The following is a 24,729-nucleotide window of genomic DNA, read 5'->3' as shown; positions in this document are numbered from 1 at the left end:
ATCGGGCGGCGCCCGGTCACCCCACCAGGTCCCCGATGGCCCGTGCTACTTCGACCGCCCGCGGATCCGCGCCGCCCGGCCACGGGCCCCGGGCCACCGTGTAGCCGAAGGCCACACCCGTGTCCGGGTCGACGCAGCCCACCGCGCCGCACGCGCCGTCGTGGCCGATGCTGCGCGGGCCGCCCCACGCCAGCTGCCTGCTCGGCTTCTGGAAGACGATGGCGTGTGCGCGGTCGTGCTGGTCGAGTACCTCGTCGTAGCCGCGCACCTGCTGTTGGCCGACCGTGGCGACGGTGTCGGGGCTCAGTAGTGGCGCGGATCCCTCGACACCCGTGACCGCGGCCGCGAGCAGTGTGGCGATGCCGAGGGCGTCGGCCGTCGCCGAGCCCGCCGGGTGGCCGAAGCGCCAGGACTGCTCGTCGTTGGCGAGGTGGACGGCCGGTCCCGGCCGGGGTCCGAAGGTCAGCCGCTGCATCGCATGCGGTGGGCCCTGCGGCTTCGGGGGTTCGCCGAGCGGCGGGATCATGGGCAGGACGTCCACGCGCCGCTCCTCGAGCCCCTGCCCCTCGGGGAGACCGAGGTGGAAATCGGCGCCGAGCGGCCGGCGGATCTCCTCCTCGTAGAAGTCGTGGAGCGTGCGCCCGGTGATCCGGAAGACCAGCTCGGCGGCGAGGTTCCCGATCGTCAGGCCGTGGTAGCCGAAGGCCGACCCGGGATGCCACAGCGGCCGTGTCGCGGCCAGCCGCTCGGCACCCTTGTGATGGTCGAGCAACTCGTCCCAGGTGAGGCGGGGTTGAGCCTCCGGGAGCCCGGCCTGGTGCGAGAGCAGCTGCCGTACGGTGACCCGCTCCTTCCCGGCCTGTCCGAACTCGGGCCAGTACGACGCCACCGTCGCGTCGAGTTCCAACAGCCCGCGCTCGACGAGGAGCCCGACCGAGACACCGATGATGCTCTTCGACGTCGAGTACGGCACGATCAGCGAGTCACGTCCCAGATGCGGCCCGCCGTACGCGTCGAGCGCGATCTCCCCGTCCACGTACGCCGCGACCTGGAACGAGAGGTCGGGATCGGCGGACAGCAGCCGGTCCAGCCGGTCGACGACTTCCTCGAGACCGGCATCGGCCCGTCCGGACAACGGCCCTTGCAGCTCCGACAGCTTCATCGCTCTCCCTCGATCCGCGCGTGCGCCCAACCGATCACCGGCGCTTGCACGTGTCAAGAGGCTGCGCGGAGTCCCACCGGAACCCTGCGAAGTGCGCCTGAAACATCATGTGTTCCCATATCCGGGCCGAGGGAGTGGGATGTCGCGCGGACGCCGCGCGGGTCGGCGTGGCGAAAGGGCGGGTGGCGGGGTGGCAGGCGCAGGGAACAGAGGCGCGCGGACAGTCATGTGGCTGCTGGGCGCGGTGCTGATGCTCGCCGTCGGGGCGGCGATGGTCCCGGAGTTCCGCGCGGCGCAGGAACGGGAGCGGGAGTTCCGGGCGGCACCGGTGTGCGCCTCGGCCCCGGTCGAGGTGTCGAACTGCCGGTGGAAGCAGAAGTTCACCGTACGCAGTGTGGACCTGAACCGCGGATCGAGGCACAAGTCGCCGGAGGCCGACCTGCTGCTGCCCTCCGGCGGGCCGTGGCACGTGACCTTCCGAAACACCAACCCCGTCGCGTCGGGCCTCGAACCGCACGACAAGGTGGTCGGACTGATCTGGCGCGGCGACGTCGTCGACCTGCGCGATGCCGAGGGTGAGCACCAGGAGACCACCGAGGGCCCGCTGGACTGGCCGACGGACCGCCTCGGCGGCGCCCTCGCGTTCCTGTCGTTCGGCGCCGCCGCCCTGGTCGGAGCGCTGTGGTCGGCGTTCTCCCGCGGCAACCGGCGCCACGACGCGGCCGGAAGAATGGTGTGCCTGCACGGCATCCCACTCGGCGTCACCGCCATCCTGACCCTGTGGCTGCAGTCGGCCAACGACTGGCCCGCGCGGTCGCTTCCCATCATCTGGGGGATCGCCGCGGTGCTGATCCTCGCCAACATGGTGGGCTTCGTCGTGGCGGCGCTGCGCGGGCAGATCGGACGCGCGAGCGGCGAAGCGTGACGGCGGCTCAGGAGGTGCCGGCAGCGGAACTGTGACGTCTGACCACGAACTATTCGTAGTCAGACGTCACAGTCCCGAGCGAGCGGCGGATGCTGGATTGCGCGCTACTCCGGCTCCAGTACGAAGGTGTATTCGGCCTGAAGGTACGGCTCCGTGAGCTTGCTGCCGTCCGGCGGCGGGGCGGAGGCCGGGTCGCGTTCCGTGAAGGGAACGACCAGGCGGTCCTTCGTGCCGAACACGACGTCGCTGTCCAGGTATGGGCTGCCCTCCCGGAACAGATGGGTGATCAGCTTGCGGTGGCCGGGGTGGTCGATGAGGAAGTGCACGTGGGCCGGGCGGAAGTGGCTGATCCGGGTCCTGTGGATGAGCTCGCCCACCGGGCCGTCCATGGGGATGGCGTAGCCGAGGGGCGCGACGGTGCGGATGCAGTACGTGCCGTCCTCGCGGGTGGTGTACTTCGCGCGCAGCCGGGCCTCGTCGACCTCGGGGACCTGGGACTCGTACGCGCCGTCGGTGTCGGCCTGCCATACGTCGAGGACGACGTGGGGGAGCGGCCTGCCCGCGGTGTCGGTGACCGTGCCGGTGAGGAAGAGCGGGGTGCCGGGGAGGCCGTCCGACATGTCGTGGGCGTAGGGCACGTCGGGGGAGCCGTCGATGTGGAAGGGGCCGAGGACCGTGGCGGGCGTGGCACGCTCGGAGAAGCGGTGGCCGAGCTCCACGGTGAGCATGCTCAGGCCCAACACGTCGGAGGCCAGGACGAGTTCCTGGCGCTTGTCGTCGCTGAGCCGGCCGGCCTCCGTGAGCCAGGTGATCGCGGCCGCCCACTCGTCCTCCGTCAGGTTCACCTCGCGGGCGTACGCGTGGAGGTGGCGGACCAGGGAGGTCAGCAGCTCGGCCAGGCGCGGGGAATCGGCGGTGGACCAGCGGTCGACGGCCAGTTCGGTGAGGTCGTGCTCGTCGGTGGACACGGGCTACTCCTGCGGGGAGGCGGAGGGAAACGGGGTCGGTGGGATAGGAGTGCTGTGCTGTTCCACTGAGGCGAAGATGTCCCGGGCGACCGGCGTGCGGATCTCCTCCGCCAGCTGCCCGATCAGGCCCGCGGTGCGGGCGAGCAGGGCGAAGCCGCGCAGGAGGGGGAGCGGGAGGCCCAGGTCGGCGAGGGCGGCGCCGCACACACCGGCGCCGTTCAGGGGGAGTGTGCGGCCGAGGACGCTCGGGTGGGTGCGGCCGATGGCCTCGAAGAGGGTGAGGTGCGGGCCGAAGACACCTTCCTCGTGGGCGATGTCCATGAGGCGCTGCGTGCGTGGGTCGCCCTCTTTGTGGAGGTGGTGGCCCAGGCCAGGGATCAAGTCGTGGGAGGAGTGGGTGTGTTGGATCGTGCGCAGGGCGATTGCGTCCCAGGCTTCCTGGTCGTCGGGGGCCGGGTGGTCATCACCGAGTGAGGTCACTATCGCGTTGAGGTAATGGCCCGTGTCCTCGGTGACGCCGAGGAAGCGGGAGCCGCCGCCCAGCAGGCCTGCGGCGAGGGCGCCCTGGATCGAGTCCGGGGCGGAGAGGTACGTGAGGCGGGAGACGATCGCGGTCGGGGTGAAGCCGTGGTCGGCGAGTGCGGCCAGGACCGCCTCGAAGACGCGGGTCTCGCCGGGGCTCGGGCGGCGCTGCGTGGCCAGCCAGAACGCCAGCTCACCGAAGCCGACGGAGCCCATGATGTCCTCGGCCAGGTCCTGGCCGAGGAGCGTGATCCGCTTCGGGTCCGATGCACCCAGGGCCGTGGGGTAGGAAGGGGGTGCGGGGGATGTGGGGTGAGTGGGCTGATTCGGTCGCTGCGGCTGCTTCGGGTGGTCAGGCATGTGGGGGCTCCGTGGGTGGGGGCTTTGACAGCCATGTGCGCAACTCCTCGCCGTGTTCGTCCAGTTCGGGCGGTGGCAGGCGGTACGCGGCCGGGGTCGCGGAGAAGTGGATCGGGTGGCGGGTCGTGGGGAGGGCGCGGTCGCCCTCGCCGACGGTGACGACCGGGTCGAGGCCGAACTCCTCGGCCATCGCGAAGCCGCCGTCGATCGTGTTGATCGGGCCGCTCGGGACCCCGGCCTTCACGAGCAGCGTGAACCATTCGTGCGCGCCGCGGGTGGCCAGGCGCTCGACGAGGATCGGGCGCAGTTCGTCGCGATGGGCCGTGCGATCGGCGTTGCGGGCGAAACGCGGGTCGTCGGCGGCTTCCGGGATGCCCAACACGGAGCACAACGTGCGGAATTGGCCGTCGTTGGCGGCGGCCACGATCAGGTCGTGGTCGGCCGTAGGCAGCGGTTCGTACGGGAAGACGCTGGGGTGGGCGTTGCCCATGCGGTACGGGACCGTGCCCCCGGCGACGTACGCGGAGCTGTGGTTGACGAGACCGGTGAGCGCCGAGGAGAGGAGGTTCACCTCGACGTGCTGGCCCTCGCCGGTGGCGTCGCGGTGGCGCAGCGCCGCGAGGATGCCGATGGCGGCGTGGTTGCCCGCCATGACGTCGAAGACGGAGATGCCGGCCCGGAAGGGCGGTCCTTCCGGGTCCCCGGTCAGGCTCATCAGGCCGGACATGGCCTGCACCATCAGGTCGTAGCCGGGGACGTCACGGCCCGCGCCGGTGCCGAATCCGGTGATGGACGTGTAGACGAGGCGGGGGTTCGCGGCGTGGATCGTCTCGAAGTCCAGGCCGTAGCGGTCCAGGCCGCCGGGGCGGAAGTTCTCGATCAACACGTCGGCGCGGTGGGCGAGTTCGGATGCGAGCTCGGCGTCGGACTCGTCCCGCAGGTCCAGGGCCAGGGAGCGCTTGCCGCGGTTGATGCCCAGGTAGTACGTCGAGACGCCGTCGTGGACCGGGGGCATCCACGTGCGGGTGTCGTCGCCGCGCGGGCCCTCGACCTTGATGACATCGGCGCCGAGGTCGGCGAGCAGCATCGTCGCGTACGGGCCCGCGAGGATGCGGGAGAAGTCGGCGACAAGGATGCCGGAGAGCGGTCCCTTGGCGGGAGGTTGGTCGGGTGCCGTGCTTGGTGGCATGGAGTCGGCCTCTCCGTGTCCGGGGGGCGGACACTTGTCCGTGGTGATTCTGGGCTCGGCGGGTGGGGCGTCACGGAGTGGCGGGTGCGCTCTCGGGGCTCCGCCCCGACGTCAGGTGCGGGACCGACTCCATCCGCGCGAAGTCGAGGCTGATCTCTCCCGCCGCATGAAGTAGGTGCGGCAGATGGGCGTGCACCAGGACGTCGACCGGGGTCTCGGCCGCGTGTGCGTTGACGTTGAGGCTCGCGATCACGCGGCCCGTGCCGTCCCGAAGGGGTGCCGCCACCGAACGGATGCCGCGGGCCAGCTGTTCGTCGGTAAGGGCCCAGCCGCGGGCCCGGACGTCGCACAACTCCGCCTCCCACTCGTCGCGTTCGGGGCGCCAGAGCGGAGTGAGGCCCGAGCGGCTCGGCTCGGCGAGGACCCGTGCGGCCTCGTCCGGCGTGAGCGCGGCGAGCAGCACCTTGCCGAGGGAGGTCTGGAGCGCGGGGAAGCGGGTGCCGATCTGCACGGACAGCGTGACGATCTTCGGGCGGGCCACCCGGGCGACGTAGACGATGTCCGAGCCGTCGAGCTGCGCGATCGAGCAGGACTCGTCCGTCTGCTCGACGAGGCGTTCCAAGTGGGGGCGCGCCACGTCCCACAGGCCCATCGAGCGGACGTAGGCGACCCCGAGGTCGAGCACGCGCGGCGTGAGCGCGAAGCCGGCGGCGCACTGGCGGACGTAACCGAGTTCGGTCAGCGTCAGCAGGATGCGGCGCGCGGTCGGGCGGGCGAGGCCCGTCCCGGTTGCGACCTCGGCGAGCGACATCACCGGCCGGCCCGGCCGGAACGCGGTGATCACGTCCAGGCCGCGGGCCAGCGCCTCGATGAAGTCCGGTCCGGTTCCTTCGCGTGGCATGGCGGCTCCTCCGTGCCATGGGCGGATCCAACTCCCCGCCGTTCCACGGGGATTGACATCAGGGTGCGCCTTCATCAGCATCGGTGGCAATGGCCGATACCGGCATACGGACGCTCGTCCGAAAGCGGCCGAAGCGATCCGGGCTGGTCCCGACTGGTCCGGAGTGCCGGAGAGGAGACCGATGATGGATCGCTCAGCTCCCTCGGAACCGTCGAACCCGCCGGAATCGTTCCCGCCCGGCCGGCCCGTCGTCCTGCGCCGCGGCACCGTCCTGCCCATGGACCGCGCCCGGCAGGTCCTCCCCGACACCGACGTGCTGGTCATCGGCGATCGCGTCGCCGCCGTGGGACCTCAACTCGCCGTACCCGACGGCACATTGGAGATCGACGCCACCGACGGCATCGTCATGCCCGGCATGATCGACACACACCGGCACATGTGGCAGACCGCCATGCGCGGCTACGGCGCCGACTGGACGCTCACCCAGTATTTCGTCTGGTACTACCTCGAACACGGCACCGCCTTTCGCCCGCAGGACATCCACGCGGGCAACCTCCTTGCAGCCGTCGAGGCGATCGACGCGGGAGTCACGACGGTCGTCGACTGGTCGCACGGGCTGCAGAGCGTCGCGCACGCCGAAGCCGCCGTGGACGCGCTGCGCTCCGTTCCCGGCCGGAACGTCCTCGCGTACGGCAACATCCAGCAGGCGCCCGCCGAATGGGCCACGGCCCCCGACTTCCGCGCCTTCGCGCACCGGCACATCGCCGATGCCGACGACATGCTCGGCTTCCAGCTCGCCTTCGACGTCACGGGCGACCCGGCCTTCCCCGAGAAGCCCGCCTTCGAGGCCGCCCGCGAACTCGGCGTACCCGTCAGCACGCACGCCGGGGTGTGGGGCGCCACCAATGACGACGGCATCCGCCTCATGCACGAGCACGGCTTCATGACACCCGAGACGGTGTACGTGCACGCGGCGACGCTGTCACCGGACTCGTACCACCGCATCGCGGCGACCGGCGGCTCGGTGTCCGTGTCCACGGAGAGCGAGCAGAGCGCGGGTCAGGGCTATCCGACGACCTGGGCGCTGCGCGCCCACGGCATCCCCGTGTCCCTGTCGATGGACACGAGTGTGTGGTGGAGCGGCGATCTGTTCTCCGCGATGCGTACGACGCTGGGCGCCGACCGGGCCCGCCAGCATCTGGAGGCGCACGCGCTGGGGGAGACCGTCACGCACTGCGCGCTGCGGGCGGAGCAGGTCGTGGAGTGGGCGACCGCGGGCGGCGCGCGGGCGCTCGGCCGTGACCGTGACCTCGGCAGCGTGGAGGAGGGCAAGAAGGCCGATCTCGTCCTCGTCAAGAACGACCGCTCGCCCGTCTCCTTCCCCCTTCTCAACCCCTACGGACACATCGCCTTCCAGGCCCAGCGCGGCGACGTGCACACCGTCCTCGTCGACGGGCGGATCGTGAAGCACGAGCACCGCCTCGTCGACATCGACCTCGCCGCCGTGCGACGCGAGGCCGAGGGCACCGTCGAGCACCTGCGCTCGACACTGGGCGAGGAGGCGTGGCGGGCCGGGATGAACCCCGACGTTCCCGAGACGAAGATCCTCGACAACCCGTACACGTACACCGACTTCCGGTCCGGAACGACCCACGGCCGGTGAGGTCCGTGAGCGGTCGGACGGAGGCCGCGTCGAGGGCATCGGGTGCGGTGTGAAAGACTTTCACCCTGCCGGTGCGAGCACGGTCCCCATGGAGACCGTCGACGCCACCATCTCTTCTTCCGTTCTCCGGATGCCACGACCGTTTTTCTCCCCGGTCGCGCCGTGTCCGGACGTCGGCATGAGCGGGTGGGGCAGGTCGCCCGCCCCGGCGCCTGCCCCAGCCCACCTCGCGCGACGGAACGACGGAACCAAGCCACATGACACAACTGGATGAGATGGCCGCGACCCCGAGCGCCGCGGGCCCGGTGGACAGTGCGGACGGCGGCGACGGCGGTGACAAGCCCAGCCGTTACGCGAAGAAGGCGGTGTTCGCCTCCTCCCTCGGCTACGCGATGGACGGCTTCGACCTGCTGATCCTGAGCTTCGCCCTCTCCGCGATCTCCGCCGACCTGGGCCTGGACAAGGCGCAGGGCGGATCGCTCGCCACCATCACGCTCATCGGAGCCGTCGTCGGCGGACTCGGGTTCGGGATGCTCGCCGACCGGGTCGGGCGGGTGAAGGTCCTCACCTATTCGGTGATCTTCTTCGCCGTCTTCACCGGCCTGTCGGCGCTGGCGACCTCGTACGGGGAGCTGTCCGCGTTCCGGTTCCTGGCCGGCGTCGGCATCGGCGGCGAGTTCGGCATCGGCATGACGCTCGCCGCCGAGGCGTGGCCGAGCAAGAAGCGGGCGCGCGCCACGTCGCTGGTCGCGCTCGGCTTCCAGGCGGGTGTGCTGGCCGCGGCGCTCATCTCGGCGCCGGTGCTCGCCGCATGGGGCTGGCAGGGACTCTTCCTGATCGGCGCGGTGCCCGCGGTGATCGCCATCGCGCTCCGTTCCCGGCTGCACGAGCCCGAGCACTTCACGCGCAGCCGCAGCGAGGGGGCGGCACTCTCCACCCTCGCGTCCCTGAAGCTGCTGGTGAAGGACGGCCCCACGGCCCGCGCCAGCTTCGGCGTCCTGGTCCTGACCTCGGTCCAGAACTTCGGCTACTACGGCATCATGACGTGGCTGCCGACCTACCTGAGCGAGCGGTTCGGCTACAGCCTCACCAAGTCCTCCGGCTGGACCGCCGTCACCGTCGTCGGCATGGCGCTCGGCATCCTCCTCTTCGGTGAACTCGCCGACCGCCTCGGCCGCCGCAGGACGTTCTGGCTCTTCCAGGTCGGCGCGGCCCTCTCCGTCCTCGCGTACAGCCAGCTCGTCTCGCCCTGGGCGCTGCTCATCGGCGGCGCCGTGATGGGCCTCTTCGCCAACGGCATGACCGGCGGCTACGGCGCGCTGATGGCCGAGCTGTACCCGACGCAGGTGCGGGCCACCGCACAGAACACCCTGTTCAACATCGGCCGAGCGGTGGGCGGTTTCGCGCCCGTCGTCGTGGCCCTGTGCGCGGACCGGTGGGGCTTCGCCGTCGCCATCGGCCTGCTGTCCGCGATCTACGTCGCCGACATCCTCGCCATGTTCGTCATCCCCGAGCGCAAGGGCGCCCGGCTGGCCTGAGGGCCCCTGACGGCACCCGCGCAGGGTGCTCGCCTTCGGCGCGGACGGGCCGCATGCTGGGACCGGACGTCCGCGCCGAAGGGGAGGCAGCCGTGACTGCTCGCGATCAGGATCTGCGTACCCAGAAGATCTGGGCCCGCGACGCGCCCCACTACGACGGCTGGATGCGCCGCATCGACCGGCACCTGCTGCGCGGCGGGCGCGCCCGGCTGTGCGAGCGGGCCCACGGGCGGGTCCTCGAGGTCGCCGTCGGTACCGGCCTCAACCTGCCGCACTATCCCAAGGGCACCGACCTGACCGGGATCGACCTCTCCCCGGACATGCTGGCCCGCGCCCGGGTACGAGCCGCGGACCTCGGCGTCGACGCCGTCCTCAGCGAGGCGTCCGCGACCCGGCTCCCGTTCCCCGACGGCTCCTTCGACACGGTCGTCTGCGCGCTCGCCCTGTGCTGCATCCCCGACGACCGCTCGGCCGTCGCCGAGATGCACCGCGTCCTCGCACCGGGCGGCACGCTCCTTCTGATCGACCATGTCATCAGCCACCGGTTCGCCGTCCGCACGCTCCAGCGGGCGATCGAACCCGTGATGATGAGGCTCGCCGACGACCACCAACTGCGCCGCCCGCTGCACCTCGTACGGGAGGCGGGATTCAGCGTCGTCGAGCGTGAGCGCTACAGCTTCGGTGTGATCGAACGGCTCGCCGCGGTCAAGCCGGAGCCGGATCCCGAGCCGGAGTGAGGGAGTCCAGGACCGCTGCGAGGTCCGCGCCCGCGCGCAGGAGTTCCACGGAGCGCGCGGCGATCCGGTCGAGGCGTTCCACGAGGATGTGCCGGACCCGCTCAGGTCCGCCGCCCTCCTGCAGCGAGTCGATGATGTCCCGCACCGCGGGGATGCCGTATCCGCTGCCGCGCAGCGCCGCGACGATCCTGGCCGCACCGATCGCCGCCGCGTCGTAGCGGCGCGCCCGCAGCGAGGTCACGCGCTCGGGCGCGACGAGTCCCTCCCGCTCCCAGAAGCGCAGCGTCGAGGTGCGGACGCCGAGCGCGGCGGCGAGTTCGGTGATGGTCATGGTGTCGACGCCCTCGGCCGCGCCCCGGCGTGCCGCCTCGGTTTCGGCCGCGCCGTGGTGGGCCGACTCGGACTCGATTGCCCACAGCGCCTGCTGGGCGCGGAGCACTTCGTCGCGTTCGCGCGCGAGGCCGACGTGCGCGGCGTTGATCGCGGCAGCCGCCTCCGTGACCGTCCGCGTCCACAGGTCCGCCATCAGCTGCCGGGCGGCGACGGGCCCGATGGCCCCGGCGAGCCCCCGGTAGGCACGCAACGCTTGTACGTGGACGGGCGCGTAGGCCCGGTAGCCATTGCCCGACCGCGTGGCTGCCGGGATGACTCCGAGCCGCTCCAGATCGCGCACCTGTTGCACGGAGTAACCCGACTCCCTGGCGACATCGACGGTCCTGAGCGCGCTCTCGTCGGCCATCGATCCCCTCTCGTCTCCCCGCAACCCCACATAAGCACTTCAAGCAGATGCTTGAACCATGACCAGCAACACGAGTATGGAACACATCATCACGACCGTGCGCGGCTTCGACGGCGCGCTCGTCCTCGCGCCCGAGCCCGGCGGCGACTTCCCCGAGATCGCGTGGGGCGACGCGTTCTTCTACTACGCGCCGGACGGCGAGGTCCCGCAGGCCGTCCAGCCGTACGGGACGATCGTCACCAAGAACTACCCGGGTGACGCGCTGTCGGCGCTGGACGCGCCCGGCCGCCTGCGCGTGAACATCCACCTCGACCGGGCCACGTTCCGAGAGCTCACCGGAGAGTCCCCGGTGGACCACGCGGCCGTCGACACCGTGCTGCCCCATCCCGTGTACGGCGCCCAGAACTGGATCTGCGTCGTCAATCCCGGCGAGCGGACGTACGACACGGTCCTGCGGCTGCTGCGCGACGCGCACGACGCCGCTCGCGCCCGCTTCGAGCGCCGTCGCCAGGCGTGATCAGCAGACCGTGCCCGGTCGGGCGGCCGTCGCCCGCAGCAGTTCCCGCACCAGGTCGAAGTCGACGGCGGTCGCCTTCCGGAACCGTAGGCACCCCTTGCCCATGTCCTGCCCCGCGAGCCGCTCGGTGAAGGCCTCACGCACATCACTGCGCATCAGATAGAAGGAGATGTACTGCTTCTGGCTCGCGAACGCGATCTCGGCGACACCGTCCCGCTCGTAGGCGGGCATGCCGTACGCCATGACCTCCGCGAAGCCGGCCAGCTCGGCGCGGCACAGCCGCCGGAGTTCGCCGAGCGCGGCCCTGCGCTCCTCGGGCACCTCGTCGAGGTAGTCGTCCACGGTTCGGGCGGAGCTTTGCACCATGGCGGGATCGTACGTCGCCGCTCGGGCGTCCGTCGGCGCGCTCGCTCACGCCTCGCTCGACGCCGCGGCGGGAGACAGGACGTCGGGCGCCGGCGTCGGTCGGCGGGCGCCCGCGCGGGTGGCGCCGATGCCGGCGGCGACCACGAAGGCGATCCCGGCGGCGGGTGCCAGGCCGGGTGTCTGGCCGAGTACGAGCAGGCCGACCAGCATCGCGATGGCGGGTTCGAGGCTCATCAGGGTGCCGAAGGCCGACGTGGTCAGGCGTCGCAGGGCGAGGAATTCGAGGGCGAAGGGCAGTACGGGACTCAGGGCGGCCAGGGCGAGCATGATCCACAGAGTCGGCCAGGTGACGTGGGCCGTGACGGCGGGCGCCGCGATGAGCAGGCCGAGCACGCCGGCGACGGGCATGGAGACCGCGAGCCCCTTCAGGCCCGTGACGCGGTCGCCGACGCGCTGGGTCAGCAGGATGTAGGCGGCCCAGCAGGCCGCCGCTCCCAGTGCGTACACCACACCGAGCGCGTCGAGGCCGCCGTGCCAGGGCTCGGTCAGCAGGACGACACCGATCGCGGCCGCCGCGGTCCATATCCGGCGCCCGTGACCGGGCCCGAACAGGGAGACGGCCAGCGGGCCCAGGAACTCCAGCGCGCTCGCCGTGCCCAGGGGCAGACGGGCGAGGGCCAGCATGAAGAAGACCATCATGCCCGCGGTCGCGGCGCCGAGCACCGTGCACGCCAGCAGATCGGACGCGGTGAAGTCACGGCGGCGGGGGCGGACGAGGACGAGCAGCAGCACGCCGGCCCAGCCCAGGCGGAGCCCCGCCGTGCCCAGCGCGCTGAGCTGGCCGAAGAGAGGCACGGTCAGGGCCGAGCCGAGCTGGACGGTGGACATGGAGGCGACCGCCATCGCGAATCCGGCTTGCGCGCCGCTCGGACGGGATCGGTGCAGGGGCTGGGGCGAACTCATGGGCGACAGTCAATGCCTCTTGCATCGTTCGCGTCCACGTGCCGATCCTGGACGTTCTGTTCGACGATCCTGGACAATGAGGAGATGGAGACACGGCGCCTGCGGCTACTGGTGGAACTGTCCCGGTTGGGCTCGATGCGCGCGGTCGCGGACACGGTGGGCACCACGACCTCGACGGTCTCGCAGCAACTCGCCGTCCTGGCAAGGGAGATGGGGGCCGATCTGATCGAGCCGGAGGGGCGGCGGGTGCGACTCACCCCGGCCGGCCGACGGCTGGCCGAGCACGCCGCGGTGATCCTTGCCGCCGTCGAGGCAGCGCGCCTCGACCTCGCTCCCGGAGCGGAGCCCAACGGGACGCTGCGGGTGGCCGGGTACGCCACCGCCATCCGCGTCCACCTGCTGCCCCTCGTCACCGAGCTGGCGGTCAGCCATCCCCGGCTGAACATCCTCGTCCGCGAGCACGAACCCGCCGAGGCGCTGGAACTCCTCGCCTCCGACGAGACGGATCTCGCGCTCACCTACGACTACAACCTGGCCCCCGCCGACCCGGCCCCCGCACTGCACACCACCGCTCTGTGGACCGCATCCTGGGGGCTCGGCGTCCCTGCCGACGCCGAGGCACCCGAAGGGGCGGACACACTCGACGTCTTCGCCCGGTTCCGCACGCAGGACTGGATCGTCAACTCCCGCGGCATCTTCGACGCGACAGTCATCCAGACCCTGGCCTCCATGGCAGGGTTCACGCCCCGCGTCACCCACCAGGCCGACAGCCTCGACCTGGTCCAGGGCATGATCACCGCCGGGCTCGGAGTCGGACTGCTCCCCGTCGACACCCCCACCGTCCCCGGGGTCCGGCTGCTTCCCCTCACCGGCCCCGAGGTGGTGCTGCGCGCCCACGTCGTCGCACGCCACGGCCGCCTGGGCTGGCCGCCGATCGCACTGGTCACCGACCTCCTCGCCCGGCGGACCGCGGACCGGCCGGCCGCTCAGTAGCTGTCGTAGCTGGGCTCACCGTTCGGCCGGTAGACGCCGACGACGGTGCCGCCCTTCGTCGTCGAGACGCTGACCGGTTCGAGCGCGGTGGGGATCGCTCCGTCGGCGAACAGTCGCTTGCCGGTGCCGATGATCACCGGGTGGATGGTCAGCCGGTACTCGTCGACGAGGTTGTTCCGCATCAGGGTCTGCGCGAGGTCGCCGCTGCCGACGACGTTGATGTTGCCGCCGCCGGACGTCCTCAGCTTGCCCACGGCGTCGACGACGTCGCCCTCCAGAAGCGTGGAGTTCCGCCACTCGACGGACTTCAGGGTCCGGGACGCCACGTACTTGCGCATGCTGTTCATCCGCTCGGTGAACGGGTTTCCGGGATCGGCGTTCGGCCAGTACGACGCGAACAGCTCGTACGTCTTGCGGCCGAGCAGTATCCCCTCGGAGTTCTCGTACCAGCCGGCGATGGCCGCGCCGACCTCCTCGTCGGCCGTCGGCTTCTGCCAGCCGCCGTGCCGGAAACCGTCCTCCAGGTCCTCGTCCGAACCACCGGGCGCCTGCATGACGCCGTCCAGGGTCAGGAACGTGCAAACGATGATCCTGCTCATGGTGTGCTCCCTTCGTCGACAGGTAGACCGGGCAAGCGCCGGGAACTCATCGACGGAACCCACCGGGAGGGTGGCCGCGCGGCGCGCCTACAACCCGTACGTCTTGCCGATGATGTCCCGCTGGATCTCGCTCGTCCCGCCGTACACCGTCGACACGACCGTCGCACGCAGCATGGCCTCCATGCCGTACTCGGTGGCGTAGCCGTAGCCACCCATCATCTGCATGCCCTCCAGGGTGATGTGCTTCGCCAGCTCCGTGCACTTGAGCTTCGCCATCGAGGCCTCGCGGGGGAACACCTTGCCCGGTTCCGCGTCGATCGTCGCGGCGACGTCGTCCAGGAGGAGCTGCGCGCACTCCAGTTCCGTCGCCATGTCGGCGATGCGGTGCTTGAGTGCCTGGAAGGAGCCGATGGGGCGGCCGAACTGCTCGCGCTGGCGGACGTAGGCCAAGGTGTCGTCGAAGGCCCGGCGCGCCACCCCCAGCATCATCGCGGCGAGGATCATCCGCTCCAGGTTCAGGCCCGCCATCAGCTGCGTCCAGGCCTTCCCCGGCGTGCCGACCACCGCCGAGTCCGGGACGAAACAGTCCGTGAAATAGAGGTCGTTAACCTCCTTGCCGCCCATCGTGTCGATGCCACGGATGGTCAGGCCCTCGGCGTCCGTCGGCACCATGAACTGGGTCAGGCCCTCGTGCTTCGAAGAACCCGGTTCCGTACGGGCGATCAGCAGGATGTGGTCGGCGAAGTGGGCGTTGGAGCACCACGTCTTCTGCCCGTTGACCAGATAGCCGCCCGCGGTGCGCTCCGCGCGGCAGGTCAGCGCGCCCACGTCGGAACCGGCCCCCGGTTCGGACATCGAGACCGACTCGACCCGGCCGTTCACCACACCTTCGAGGATCGTGCGCTTCTGCTCCTCCGTGCCGAACTTCTCGTACGCCGCCGCGGTGATGATCGTCGTGCCGAAACCACTGATGGGGGCGCGGCCGTAGGAGGTCTCCTGGAGGAAGAGGGAGAGGTCCACCATGCCGCGCCCCGCGCCGCCGTACTCCTCGGGGACGGCGATGCCGAGCCAGCCGAGCTTCGCCATCTTCTCGTACAGCTGCTGGTTGTGGTGTTCCGCGCCGTTGGACGTCAGCTTGTCGCGCTGTTCCTTCGTGCCGCACTCGCGGGAGCAGAAGTCCGCGATGGCCTTGACCAGATCGCCGCGCTCGTCGGACAGGACTCGGGGCATGGTGTGTCTCCTGAGGAATAGGAAGGTGTGTACGTGACGGGTGGGGGAACGGTCAGCCGCCCCGTACCGCGGGGAAGACCGTGTGCAGCAGGTGGAGCACCGAGCGGGTGAGCAGCACGTGCAGGTCGTCGCGGGTGAGCGTGCCGCGCTCCAGCCACTCGTGGGACGCGGACTTGAGCATGGCGCTGTGGGCGCGGATCATCGCGCGGAGCTTCTCCCGGCCCGCGTCCTCGGCGACGTCCGTCATCATCGCGGCCTCGAGGATCCGGTCGGTGGCGATCTCGTCGGCCTCCAGCATGATCCGGTCGACCTCCGGGTCGCCGAGCGACTCCATGCCGATGGCCGCGAGCCACATCTCCCGGTTCCGCTCGACGACTTCGAGCCAGCGGTCGACACAGACGGCCAGGCGTTCCTCGGCCGTGGTCGGGGGCAGTCGCTGTGACACGGAGGCCGGGATGACCATCATCTGCCGCACCACTTCCAGGTACAGCTGCCGCTTGTCACCGAAATAGTGGTTGACCAGGGCCCGGGCCACGCCGGCCTCGGCCGCGATGTCCGAGATCGACACCGAGGCGTAGCCGGCGGAACCGAAGTGTCGGCGGGCGACGGCGAGGATCTCGGCGCGGCGCACGTCCGGTTCCATCCGGCGCCGCCGGGTGGCCTGGGTCTTGCCTCCCATGGGCGGCTACTCCTTGTCCCTGTCCACTGGTTCGTTGGACTCGTACATCGACTCGATCGTCGCCGCGTGCAGGTCGTCGATGGCCTTCCGGCGCAGGCTCAGCTTGGGCGTCAGCTCGCCGGTCTCCGCCGTCCACGGCCCGGCGACGACCCGGTAGCGCTTGACCTGTTCCACCCGCGAGAGCACCGAGTTGGCCTCCTCGACCGCGGCGTCGAGCGCGGTCAACACCTCGGGGTGCACGGCGAGTTCGTCGAGCGCGGTCGTGGTGAGTCCATTGGCGCGTGCCCAGGATGGGGCCGCTTCATCGTCGAGGACGAGCAGCGCCGTGAGATAGCGGCGCCGGTCGCCGATCGCGACGGCCTGACCGATCAACGGGTGTGCGCGCAGCAGGGATTCGATCCTCGTCGGGGCGATGTTCTTGCCGCCCGCGGTGATGATGAGTTCCTTCTTGCGGTCCGTGACGGTCACGATGCCCCGGGAGTCGACGGTGCCGACGTCACCGGTCGGCAGCCAGCCCTCGGCGTCCGTGCCCGGCGCGATGCCGCCGTCCGCCTGGAGGTATCCGGAGAAGACGACGGGGCCGCGGACGAAGAGCTCGCCGTCCTTGGCCTCCTTGACCTCGATCGCCGGTCCCGGACGGCCGACCGAGCCGAGGGCGAACACGTCGGGCGTGCTGACCGTGGCCGCGCCCGTGGTCTCGCTCAGGCCCCACACCTCGTACACCGGCAGGCCCACGCTCGCGAGGAACTCCAGGACGGCCGTGGGGATCGGGGCGGCGCCGCTGAACGCCCGCAGGCAGTCGTCGAAGCCGATCGCGGCACGCAGCGGCCGCAGGGCGAGTTCGTCCAACTTCTGCAGCTGCTCGGTCAGTTCGGGCGGGACGCCCTTGCCAGCGGAGCGCAGCCGGAACACTTCGAGGGCCGTCTTCTGGGCCTGTGCCAGGGCCGTCGCCTGCTGCTCGGGGAGCGCCGCGAGCTGGGCGCGCAGGCCGGTGGTGAGCTTCTCCCACACCCGCGGCACACCGAAGAAGCCGTGCGGGCGGACCTTCTGGAGCGCGGGCAGCAGCTGGTCGGGGGAGGGGCAGATGGTGACATGGCCGGCGCTGCAGATCGGCATGTAGATGCCGAGGACTCGCTCCGCGATGTGCGCCATCGGCAGGTACGCGACCGAGCGCGGATGCGGCGGCAGCGGCACCAACTGCTCCTGCATCACGGACTCGTGGATTACGTTGCGGTGCGAGAGCACCACGCCCTTGGGGTCGCCGGTGGTGCCCGAGGTGTAGACGAGGGCCAGCGGCTGGTCCGTGGTCACGGCGTCCGTGAGCGACTCGAAGGCCGCGTCGTCGGGCGGCAGGGCATTGCGCACCGCCGCGTAGCTGACGAACCGCGGGTCGTCGGCGGGAGCGGCCGACCAGTCGAGGACGACCACGGCGCGCAGGTTCGGCAGATCGTCCAGGACGGGCGCCCAGCGCCGCACCTGCTCCGCGCCCTCCAGGACGAGCACGGTGGCCGCGCTGTGCCGGGCGATGACACCGATCTGTTCGCCGCTCAGGGTGTCGTACGTGCTGCAGGGCAGCGCGCCGATGTGGGCGGCGGCCAGATCTGTGACCCAGTGCTCGGCGCGCTTGGACATCGCGATGAGCAGGCGATCGCCGCGGCTCAGGCCGAGTTGGGCGAGGCCGCGGGTGAGCGCGGCGGTCTCGGCGCGCAGTTGGGACCACGTCAGCGTGCCCGCGTCCGGGCCGATTCCGGTGGTGAGGGCGGGCCGGTCACCGAATTCCTCGGCGTTGCGGCGCAATAGTGTGGTGATCGTCAGCCCGTCGATGGACTGGCGCAGCGGCTCTGTTGGCGTCACGGCGGCTCCCGGGAACGTACGACGTTGAACGTGCGGGTTGGGCGGACTGTGCGTGAGCGGTGCCCACCGTGGACCGTTATTGGCGCCGTGTCAATAAGTCGCGTCGTCGTCACCAGGGGCCGAATTCGACGACAGGGTCTACGCCGGCGGCTCCAGCATCGGCACCAGGAACTGCCGGGCCACCTCCCGCATCCGCGCGTCGTCGTCCAGGTCGATGACGTGGCTGGGCACGACCAGGAACGACGTGCACACCCGCACCATCATCTCGGCCACCACGTCCACGTCCACCTCGGCGGCCACCTGTCCCGCCCGCTGCTCCTCGCGCAGCCGCGCGGCGACGAACTGCTGCACCACGTACTGGGTGCGGCCCCCGTCCGTGGTCATCGAGGGCACCACGGAGTCCGGCTCGACCGCCATGAGGCCGCCGATGAGCCGGTTGTGGCGGATGGCGCGCAGCGAGCTCACGAAGCCGAGGACGACCCGGTCGGCGACCGTGTCCGCGCCCCGGATCTCGGTCGCGAACTGCTCGAAGTAGCGCCGGAATTCGCGTCGTACGACGTGCTCGACCAGTGCCTCCTTCGTGTCGAACCGGCGGTAGACGGTGATCCGGGAGACGCCCGCGAGCCGCGCCACGTCGGCCATCGTGGAGCGCTTGATGCCCATGCGGCAGAACTGCTCGTAGGCGGCGTCGAGCAGTCGGACGGTCACGTCGTCCGTGTCATCGGCCCCGGTGGTGGAGTTGCTGAAGGCCAGCTCGAGCACGTTCGGTTCCACAGGTGCCTCCCTGATTGCGTGAAGCCTCTGGCGTTCATGCCGCGTCTGTGCTCCCCTGTGGTACTGATACAGAGATGCTCAACGTGTTTCATCGTACCAAGGCAACTGCCGTCCAGGCAGGGCCTGTTGGTTGTCGTGCGCGTCACGGAACTCAAGGAGGAGTTCGGAGCGATGGATGGTATGAGCAGGCGGAACATGTTGCTCGCGGGCGGGGCGTTAGGCACGTTCGGCGCGATCGGTCTCGCGTCACCCGCGAGCGCCCGGTCCCTGTGGACCTGGTCACCGACGGCCTCCGTCGCCGGGGCCGGCGCGGGCGTCGACCCCGAGTGGGTGTGGGACGAACAGGCCGACCCGGTGATCGCGGGAGTCATCGAGCGACGTGAAGTGGCCAAGGTCAACGGCCTCCTCGCGCAGTGGAAGCGCAACGACCAGCCGCTGCCCGACGGACTCCCCGCGGATCTGCGGGAGTTCATGGAGGCCGCCCGCAAGCTGCCCTCCTGGGCGGACCCGGCAAAGCTCGACCGCGGCTCCAGGTTCAGCAAGACCAAGGGCATTTACGTCGGCGCCCTGTACGGCCTCGGCAGCGGCCTCATGAGCACCGCCATACCCCGCGAATCACGCGCCGTGTACTACTCCAAGGGTGGCGCGGACATGAAGGATCGCATCGCCAAGACCGCCAAACTCGGCTACGACATCGGGGACTTGGACGCCTACAAGCCCGAGGGCTCGATGGTCGTGACCGCGGTCAAGACACGGATGGTGCACGCGGCGGTGCGGCATCTGCTGCCGCAGTCCCCGGCGTGGACGCAGGTCAGCGGCGGGCAGAAGATCCCGATCAGCCAGGCCGACATCCTCGTCACCTGGCACAGCCTCGCCACCTTCGTCATGCGCAAGTTGAAGGACTGGGGTGTGCGGGTCGGCGCCGCCGACGCGGACGCGTATCTGCATGTGTGGCAGGTGAGCGCGGCCATGCTCGGCGTCCAGGACGAATACATCCCGAAGACATGGGACGCCGCCAACTCTCAGTCGAAGCAGGTGCTCGACCCGATCCTCGCGCACACCAAGGAGGGCGAGGCGCTGGCCGATGTCCTCCTCGGCATCGTGGCCGAACTGGACTTGGGGCTGACCCGCCCCCTGATCAGCGCGTTCTCCCGGTATACGCTGGGCGGCCGGGTCGGCGACATGATCGGCCTGTCCAAGGAACCGATCCTGGAACCGCTCGTCGCGGGTGCCTGGCCACTGCTCGTGGCCTTCCGCGAGGGGCTCATCCCCCTGCCGGGGGTGCCGTCGGTCATGTGGACATTGGAAGAGGCGATCCGACGGTTTGTGCTCCTGTTCCTGGCCGAGGGGCAGCCGATCGCCATCAATCTTCCGGACATAAACCGGCCGGAGTGAGAGGGAGTATGCGCAGACGACAGTTGCTCGGCTACGTACTGGCGGCACCTACGCTGGTGGCCGCGGCCGAACTCGCACCGGCGAGGGAAGCGGCGGCCGAGGGCGCCTCGGCGAAGAAGGCGGCGGGAGTCGGCGGCCTGCCGTCCCTCGACATCACGGAAGTCGTCGACCTCAACGACGCCCTGTCCCTCGCGGCCGCGCCGACCTCCGCGCTCATCACGGTCCAGGTGAACAAGGACGGCACGGTGTCCTTCGCGCTGCCGCGCGCCGAAGTGGGCCAGGGCATCACGACATCGACGGCGATGCTGATCGCGGAGGAGATGGACGTGCCCCTCGACCGGGTGCACGTCACGCTCGCCGACGCCCGCCCCGAACTCCTCTTCAACCAGCTCACCGGCGCCTCCAACACGACGATCGCCACCTACACCCCGGTGCGGGTGGCGGCCGCCGTCGCGCGCGGCCGGCTCCTCGACGCGGCGGCGCTCGAACTGGGCGCGCTGGTCGAGGAGTTGAAGGTGAAGGCGGGCGTCGTCCTCGGCCCGGCGGGCAAGAGCATCGGCATCGGGGAGCTGGCGGAGAAGGCCGCGGCGGCCACGACGCAGAAGGTCACGGCGCGGCTCAAGAACGCCGACGAGTTCACCGTTATCGGCACACCTCAGGGCCGCGTCGACGCCCGCGCCGCGGTCACCGGCGCCAAGAAGTTCGCCATGGACCTCGCCGTGCCGGACGCGCTGCCCACCATGGTGTGCCGCGCTCCCACCATCAACGGCAAGGTCGGCTCGGTGGCCAACCTCGACGCGGTGCGGGCCATGCCCGGTGTCACCGACGCCGTGGTCGTCTCCACCGGCGTCGCGGTGCGGGCCCGCACCTTCGGTCAGTGCATCGACGCCGTACGCGCCCTGGACGTGTCGTGGCGGGGCGGCACGGCGGAGGGCAAGTCGGACGACACGGTCCTCGCCGAGCTGAAGAAGGCCGAACCCTCCATGGGTCTCCCGTCGTTGACCCGCACGGTGGAGGAGCGCTTCACCTTCCACTTCCGCGGCAACAGCGCGCTGGAGCCCAACTGCGCGATCGCCGACGTCCGTTCCGGCAAGGCGGAGATCTGGGGCGGCCTCAAGTCGCCGATCGTCGCGAAACAGACCATCGCGGCCCGCCTCGGCCTGCCGGTCGGCGCCGTCACCGTCCATGTCACCGAGAGCGGCGGCTCCTTCGGCCGCAAGCTGTTCTTCGACGCGGCCCTCGAAGCCGCCGAGATCTCCCAGAAGATGGGCAAGCCCGTCCGGCTCATGTGGCACCGCGCCGACGACGCACGCCAGGGCCGCGCCCACCCGATGGCCACCTCGCGCGTACGGGCCGCGTACTCGGGCGACAAGGTGCTCAGCTTCAAGCAGCGGCACACCAGCGTCTCCACCGACCTCGGCATGGGCTTCGGTGAGGCCCTCACCTCCGTGGCCGCGAAGCTGCCCGTCGCCGACCTCGCCTTCTCCGAGACGTTCTTCCAGCTGTCGCAGTCGATGCCGTACGAGTTCGGCGCGTACAGCCGGATCCTCAACGAGACGGACAAGGGCTTCAACACCGGGAGCATGCGCAACGTCTACTCGCCCGACGTGACCTGCGCCCGTGAGCTCATCGTCGACCGGCTCGCCGCGAAGATGGGCAAGGACCCGCTCGCGTTCCGCCGCGACTTCCTGCACGACGAGCGGGCCCGCGCCGTCCTCGACAAGGTCGCCGAGGTCGGGCAGTGGGGGCGGAGCCTCCCGGACGGTGTCGCACAAGGCGTGGCCGTGCACACGGAGTACCACGCGGTCAACGCGGTCCTCGTGGAGATCGACTGCAGGCCGGAGACGGTCGACCGGCCGATCCGCGACGGTGTCACGGGGCCCCGTGTCACCAAGGCGGTGTGCGCGGTGGACGTGGGCCTCGCCGTGAACCCCCGCGGCCTGGAGGCCCAGATGATGGGCTGCCTCATGGACGGCATCGCGCAGACCCTGACGTCGAGCCTGCACCTGAAGGACGGCCACTTCCTCGAAGCGAGCTGGGACAACTACCTCTACACGCGGCAGTGGAACACCCCGCCCGAGCTCGACATCATCGTCATGCCGAACACGAGCGAGAAGCCGGGTGGCGCAGGGGAGTTGGGGGTCGCGGCGTCCATGGCCGCCGTGGCGTGCGCGTACGCGAGGGCGACCGGCACGATGCCGACGACGTTCCCCATCAACCACGACACCCTCTCCTTCACCCCGAAGCCGACGGTCCCGCCGGTCCCGCAGTCGCCGACCGACGGCCGCGACCACGCCATCTGACCCACGGACAGCCGGCTCACCGCCATCCGACCCACCGACGAATCAGGGAGACTGGAACCCCCGTGCCCAAGCACACTTTTCGCGTCAACGGCGAGCAGGTGACGGTCGACGTAGAGGACGACGTGCGCCTGCTGTGGGTGCTGCGCGACATCCTGGGCGTCACAGGCCCGAAGTACGGCTGCGGCATCAACGTCTGCAAGGCCTGCACCAGCCACCTCAACGGCAAGGCCGTCAACCCCTGCTCGATCCCCGTCAAGGCGCTGGCCGCCGACGACGAGGTGACGACCATCGAGGGCCTCGCCGACACCGTGGACACCGACCTGCACCCGATGCAACAGGCCTGGCTCGACCAGGACGTCGCCCAGTGCGGCTACTGCCAGCCCGGCCAGATCATGGCCGCGGTGGCGGTGGTCCGCCGGGCGAAGGAGGAGGGCCGCGCGATCACCGACGCCGACCTGGACGGCATCCGCAACGTGTGCCGGTGCGGCACGTACTTCCGGATCCGGGAGGCGATCCGGGAGGGCGCGAAGGGGATGTGAGGGACGAGGGGACACCCGGTGGGCGGCCGACCGAAAGCGCGGCCGCCCACCGAACCGTCAGCCCTCGACCCCAGCGGTGGAGTCGCTGCCGCCCGTGCGCAGCCACACCGCCGTGTCCGCCGGCAGCAGCCCGTCCTCCGTCAGCGGTCCGCTCGCCAACAGGACCTCGCCGGGCGGGAGATGGGCGGGCGGGCCGTCGACGTTCACCACGCATTCCCAGCCGTCCGGGCGGGTGAAGTGGAGCAGTTGCTCGGCCTCTCCCATCTGGGGCTCGCCCAGTACCTCGCTGCCGGGCGACCCCGGTCGCAGCAGCTCGCGGCGCAGGCGCAGTGCCGTCCGGTAGAACGCGAGGTGTGAGTCGGGGTCCCGGTCCTGGGCCGCCACCGACAGTGCGCCGAAGCCCTCCGGCTGCGGCAGCCAGCCCGGCGCTTCACCGAAGCCGTACGAGGGGCCCTCGGTGTCCCAGGGGAGCGGCACCCGGCAGCCGTCCCTGCCCTTGCGGCGGCCGCCGGACTGCCCGTACACCGGGTCCTGCAGGTCCTCGACGCGCAGATCGGCCACCTCCGGCAGGCCCAGTTCCTCGCCCTGGTAGATGTACGCGGAGCCGGGCAGGGCCAGCATCAGCAGCGTGGCCGCGCGGGCGCGGCGCAGGCCGAGTTCGCGGTCGGGCTCGGGGGAGCGGCCGTCGGCGCGGAGCCAGGCCTCCAGGTCGGTGCCGGGCGGCAGGCCGAGGCGGGAGGCGTGCCGCACCACGTCGTGGTTGGACAGCACCCAGGTCGCCGTCGCGCCCACCGATCCCGCCGCGTGCAGTGACTCCGAGATCACCTTGGCGAGGTCCGGTGTGCGCCAAGGGGCCGACAGGAACTCGAAGTTGAAGGCCTGGTGCAGTTCGTCGGGGCGGGTGTAGAGCACCCTGCGGGAGTTGGTCACCCAGGCCTCGGCCACGGCGACGCGCGGCGGGGAGTAGGAGTCGAGGACCGCCCGCCAGTCCCGGTAGATCTCGTGCACCTCGTCGCGGTCCCAGTACGGGTGGGTGCCCGGCGGCATGTCGTCGTGGATGCCCTTGTACTGCGGGCGGCCGATGTCGGCCAGCGGCCCGGCCAGGTCCTTCGCGCAGCCGTGGGCCACGTCGATACGGAAGCCGTCGACGCCGCGGTCGGACCAGAACCGCAGGGTTTCCTGGAAGTCGGCGCGTACGTCGTCGTGTTCCCAGTTCAGGTCGGGCTGTTCGGGGGCGAACAGGTGCAGATACCACTGCCCGTCGGGCACCTGCTTCCAGGCGTTGCCCGAGAAGCTGGCCTCCCAGTCGGTGGGCGGCAGCGAGCCGTCGGGGCCCGAGCCGTCGCGGAAGACGTAGCGTTCGCGGGCCGGCGAGCCCGGCGGGGACGCCAATGCCTCCTGGAACCAGATGTGCTGGTCGGAGGTGTGATTGGGGACGATGTCGACGAACACCTTCAGGCCGAGCCGGTGGGCCTCGGCGACCATGGCGTCGAAGTCGTCGAGGGTGCCGAGACGAGGGTCGACGTCCCGGTAGTCGGCGACGTCGTAGCCACCGTCCTTCAGCTCCGACGGGTAGAACGGGCTCAGCCAGATCGCGTCCACGCCCAGATCGGCGAGGTGGTCGAGGCGGCGGGTGATGCCGACGAGGTCGCCGATGCCGTCACCGTCGGAGTCGGCGAAGCTGCGCGGATAGATCTGGTACACGACGGCCTGACGCCACCAGTCGGCGTTCTGCGGGGAGTTGTCGACGGTGTGGGGAGCGCGGTCCGTGGTGTGCTCGGTCATGCGGACTCCGTACGTTGTCGGATGGTGG

At 70.7% G+C, this 24,729-nt stretch carries 23 protein-coding genes; 9 read left to right on the top strand and 14 right to left on the bottom strand.

Annotated elements, in window-relative coordinates:
- Positions 1 to 16: 16 nt before the first annotated feature.
- The gene (locus ACYSUO_RS29050; RefSeq protein WP_461779206.1) at positions 17 to 1,162 is read right to left on the bottom strand and encodes a serine hydrolase domain-containing protein; all 1,146 of its coding nucleotides are present in this window, start codon (positions 1,160 to 1,162) and stop codon (positions 17 to 19) included.
- A gap of 226 nt (positions 1,163 to 1,388) precedes the next feature.
- Here ACYSUO_RS29050 and ACYSUO_RS29045 point away from each other — a divergent pair, with 226 nt between their 5' ends.
- Positions 1,389 to 2,087, top strand: a complete 699-nt coding sequence (locus ACYSUO_RS29045; RefSeq protein WP_461779205.1) for a hypothetical protein — start codon at positions 1,389 to 1,391, stop codon at positions 2,085 to 2,087.
- 104 nt (positions 2,088 to 2,191) lie between these two features.
- Here ACYSUO_RS29045 and ACYSUO_RS29040 read toward each other — a convergent pair whose 3' ends face one another.
- The 4 genes from ACYSUO_RS29040 to ACYSUO_RS29025 form a co-directional block, all read right to left on the bottom strand.
- Positions 2,192 to 3,055 carry a dioxygenase family protein gene (locus ACYSUO_RS29040; protein WP_461779204.1) on the bottom strand — a complete coding sequence of 288 codons (864 nt, stop codon included), beginning with the start codon at positions 3,053 to 3,055 and terminating at the stop codon, positions 2,192 to 2,194.
- A gap of 3 nt (positions 3,056 to 3,058) precedes the next feature.
- A complete protein-coding gene (locus tag ACYSUO_RS29035) occupies positions 3,059 to 3,937 on the bottom strand; it encodes a citryl-CoA lyase (protein WP_461779203.1) in 879 nt (292 codons plus the stop codon).
- Complete coding sequence (locus ACYSUO_RS29030; RefSeq protein WP_461779202.1) at positions 3,930 to 5,126, bottom strand: CaiB/BaiF CoA transferase family protein; 1,197 nt, start codon at positions 5,124 to 5,126, stop codon at positions 3,930 to 3,932. Before ACYSUO_RS29030 ends, ACYSUO_RS29035 begins: the two co-directional genes overlap by 8 nt.
- Positions 5,127 to 5,196: 70 nt before the next feature.
- Complete coding sequence (locus ACYSUO_RS29025) at positions 5,197 to 6,027, bottom strand: IclR family transcriptional regulator domain-containing protein (RefSeq protein WP_461779201.1); 831 nt, start codon at positions 6,025 to 6,027, stop codon at positions 5,197 to 5,199.
- A 184-nt stretch (positions 6,028 to 6,211) separates the two neighbouring features.
- Here ACYSUO_RS29025 and ACYSUO_RS29020 point away from each other — a divergent pair, with 184 nt between their 5' ends.
- The 3 genes from ACYSUO_RS29020 to ACYSUO_RS29010 all read left to right on the top strand — a co-directional run bounded on the left by ACYSUO_RS29020 (position 6,212) and on the right by ACYSUO_RS29010 (position 9,965).
- The gene (locus tag ACYSUO_RS29020; protein ID WP_461779200.1) at positions 6,212 to 7,690 is read left to right on the top strand and encodes an amidohydrolase family protein; all 1,479 of its coding nucleotides are present in this window, start codon (positions 6,212 to 6,214) and stop codon (positions 7,688 to 7,690) included.
- Between the two features lie 257 nt (positions 7,691 to 7,947).
- Positions 7,948 to 9,228 (top strand): MFS transporter, encoded by a 1,281-nt coding sequence (locus ACYSUO_RS29015; RefSeq protein WP_461779199.1) that lies wholly within the window; start codon positions 7,948 to 7,950, stop codon positions 9,226 to 9,228.
- Positions 9,229 to 9,320: 92 nt separating this feature from the next.
- Entirely contained in the window at positions 9,321 to 9,965 is a 645-nt protein-coding gene (locus ACYSUO_RS29010) for a class I SAM-dependent methyltransferase (RefSeq protein WP_461779198.1), read from the top strand.
- Here ACYSUO_RS29010 and ACYSUO_RS29005 read toward each other — a convergent pair.
- A complete protein-coding gene (locus ACYSUO_RS29005) occupies positions 9,934 to 10,704 on the bottom strand; it encodes a MerR family transcriptional regulator (RefSeq protein ID WP_461779197.1) in 771 nt (256 codons plus the stop codon). The genes ACYSUO_RS29010 and ACYSUO_RS29005 overlap by 32 nt on opposite strands.
- A 76-nt stretch (positions 10,705 to 10,780) precedes the next feature.
- On the opposite strand from ACYSUO_RS29005, the gene ACYSUO_RS29000 reads away from it, so the two are divergent.
- Positions 10,781 to 11,221 carry a DUF6194 family protein gene (locus ACYSUO_RS29000; protein WP_461779220.1) on the top strand — a complete coding sequence of 147 codons (441 nt, stop codon included), beginning with the start codon at positions 10,781 to 10,783 and terminating at the stop codon, positions 11,219 to 11,221.
- On the opposite strand, the gene ACYSUO_RS28995 is transcribed toward ACYSUO_RS29000, so the two are convergent.
- A complete protein-coding gene (locus ACYSUO_RS28995) occupies positions 11,222 to 11,587 on the bottom strand; it encodes an iron chaperone (protein WP_461779196.1) in 366 nt (121 codons plus the stop codon). It lies immediately after the preceding gene.
- 45 nt (positions 11,588 to 11,632) lie between these two features.
- Positions 11,633 to 12,550: an EamA family transporter gene (locus ACYSUO_RS28990; protein WP_461779195.1), complete on the bottom strand. Its 918-nt coding sequence runs from the start codon at positions 12,548 to 12,550 to the stop codon at positions 11,633 to 11,635.
- Positions 12,551 to 12,634: 84 nt separating this feature from the next.
- Here ACYSUO_RS28990 and ACYSUO_RS28985 point away from each other — a divergent pair, with 84 nt between their 5' ends.
- Positions 12,635 to 13,543 carry a LysR substrate-binding domain-containing protein gene (locus tag ACYSUO_RS28985; protein ID WP_461779194.1) on the top strand — a complete coding sequence of 303 codons (909 nt, stop codon included), beginning with the start codon at positions 12,635 to 12,637 and terminating at the stop codon, positions 13,541 to 13,543.
- Here the strand turns inward: ACYSUO_RS28985 and ACYSUO_RS28980 are convergent.
- From ACYSUO_RS28980 to ACYSUO_RS28960, 5 genes are all read right to left on the bottom strand, one after another.
- Complete coding sequence (locus ACYSUO_RS28980; protein WP_461779193.1) at positions 13,537 to 14,142, bottom strand: dihydrofolate reductase family protein; 606 nt, start codon at positions 14,140 to 14,142, stop codon at positions 13,537 to 13,539. The genes ACYSUO_RS28985 and ACYSUO_RS28980 overlap by 7 nt on opposite strands.
- A gap of 87 nt (positions 14,143 to 14,229) precedes the next feature.
- Positions 14,230 to 15,372, bottom strand: coding sequence for an acyl-CoA dehydrogenase family protein (locus ACYSUO_RS28975; RefSeq protein ID WP_461779192.1), 1,143 nt, complete (start codon positions 15,370 to 15,372; stop codon positions 14,230 to 14,232).
- Positions 15,373 to 15,424: 52 nt separating this feature from the next.
- Positions 15,425 to 16,051: a TetR/AcrR family transcriptional regulator gene (locus ACYSUO_RS28970; protein ID WP_461779191.1), complete on the bottom strand. Its 627-nt coding sequence runs from the start codon at positions 16,049 to 16,051 to the stop codon at positions 15,425 to 15,427.
- A gap of 6 nt (positions 16,052 to 16,057) precedes the next feature.
- The gene (locus ACYSUO_RS28965; protein WP_461779190.1) at positions 16,058 to 17,905 is read right to left on the bottom strand and encodes an AMP-dependent synthetase/ligase; all 1,848 of its coding nucleotides are present in this window, start codon (positions 17,903 to 17,905) and stop codon (positions 16,058 to 16,060) included.
- A 138-nt stretch (positions 17,906 to 18,043) separates the two neighbouring features.
- On the bottom strand, positions 18,044 to 18,679 hold the full coding sequence (locus ACYSUO_RS28960) for a TetR/AcrR family transcriptional regulator (RefSeq protein WP_461779189.1): 636 nt from the start codon (positions 18,677 to 18,679) through the stop codon (positions 18,044 to 18,046).
- Positions 18,680 to 18,850: 171 nt separating this feature from the next.
- On the opposite strand from ACYSUO_RS28960, the gene ACYSUO_RS28955 reads away from it, so the two are divergent.
- From ACYSUO_RS28955 to ACYSUO_RS28945, 3 genes are all read left to right on the top strand, one after another.
- Positions 18,851 to 20,074, top strand: coding sequence for an oxygenase MpaB family protein (locus ACYSUO_RS28955; protein ID WP_461779188.1), 1,224 nt, complete (start codon positions 18,851 to 18,853; stop codon positions 20,072 to 20,074).
- A gap of 8 nt (positions 20,075 to 20,082) precedes the next feature.
- Positions 20,083 to 22,377 carry a molybdopterin cofactor-binding domain-containing protein gene (locus ACYSUO_RS28950; protein ID WP_461779187.1) on the top strand — a complete coding sequence of 765 codons (2,295 nt, stop codon included), beginning with the start codon at positions 20,083 to 20,085 and terminating at the stop codon, positions 22,375 to 22,377.
- Between the two features lie 62 nt (positions 22,378 to 22,439).
- Positions 22,440 to 22,916 (top strand): (2Fe-2S)-binding protein, encoded by a 477-nt coding sequence (locus tag ACYSUO_RS28945; protein WP_461779186.1) that lies wholly within the window; start codon positions 22,440 to 22,442, stop codon positions 22,914 to 22,916.
- Positions 22,917 to 22,973: 57 nt separating this feature from the next.
- Here the strand turns inward: ACYSUO_RS28945 and ACYSUO_RS28940 are convergent, their stop codons facing one another.
- Positions 22,974 to 24,701: a glycoside hydrolase family 13 protein gene (locus ACYSUO_RS28940; RefSeq protein ID WP_461779185.1), complete on the bottom strand. Its 1,728-nt coding sequence runs from the start codon at positions 24,699 to 24,701 to the stop codon at positions 22,974 to 22,976.
- Positions 24,702 to 24,729 lie beyond the last annotated feature (28 nt).

It is taken from the genome of Streptomyces sp. UC4497 (assembly GCF_054871485.1).
The sequence above is the reverse complement of the archived record's forward strand: the minus strand, read 5'-3'. Positions and strand labels throughout refer to the sequence as shown.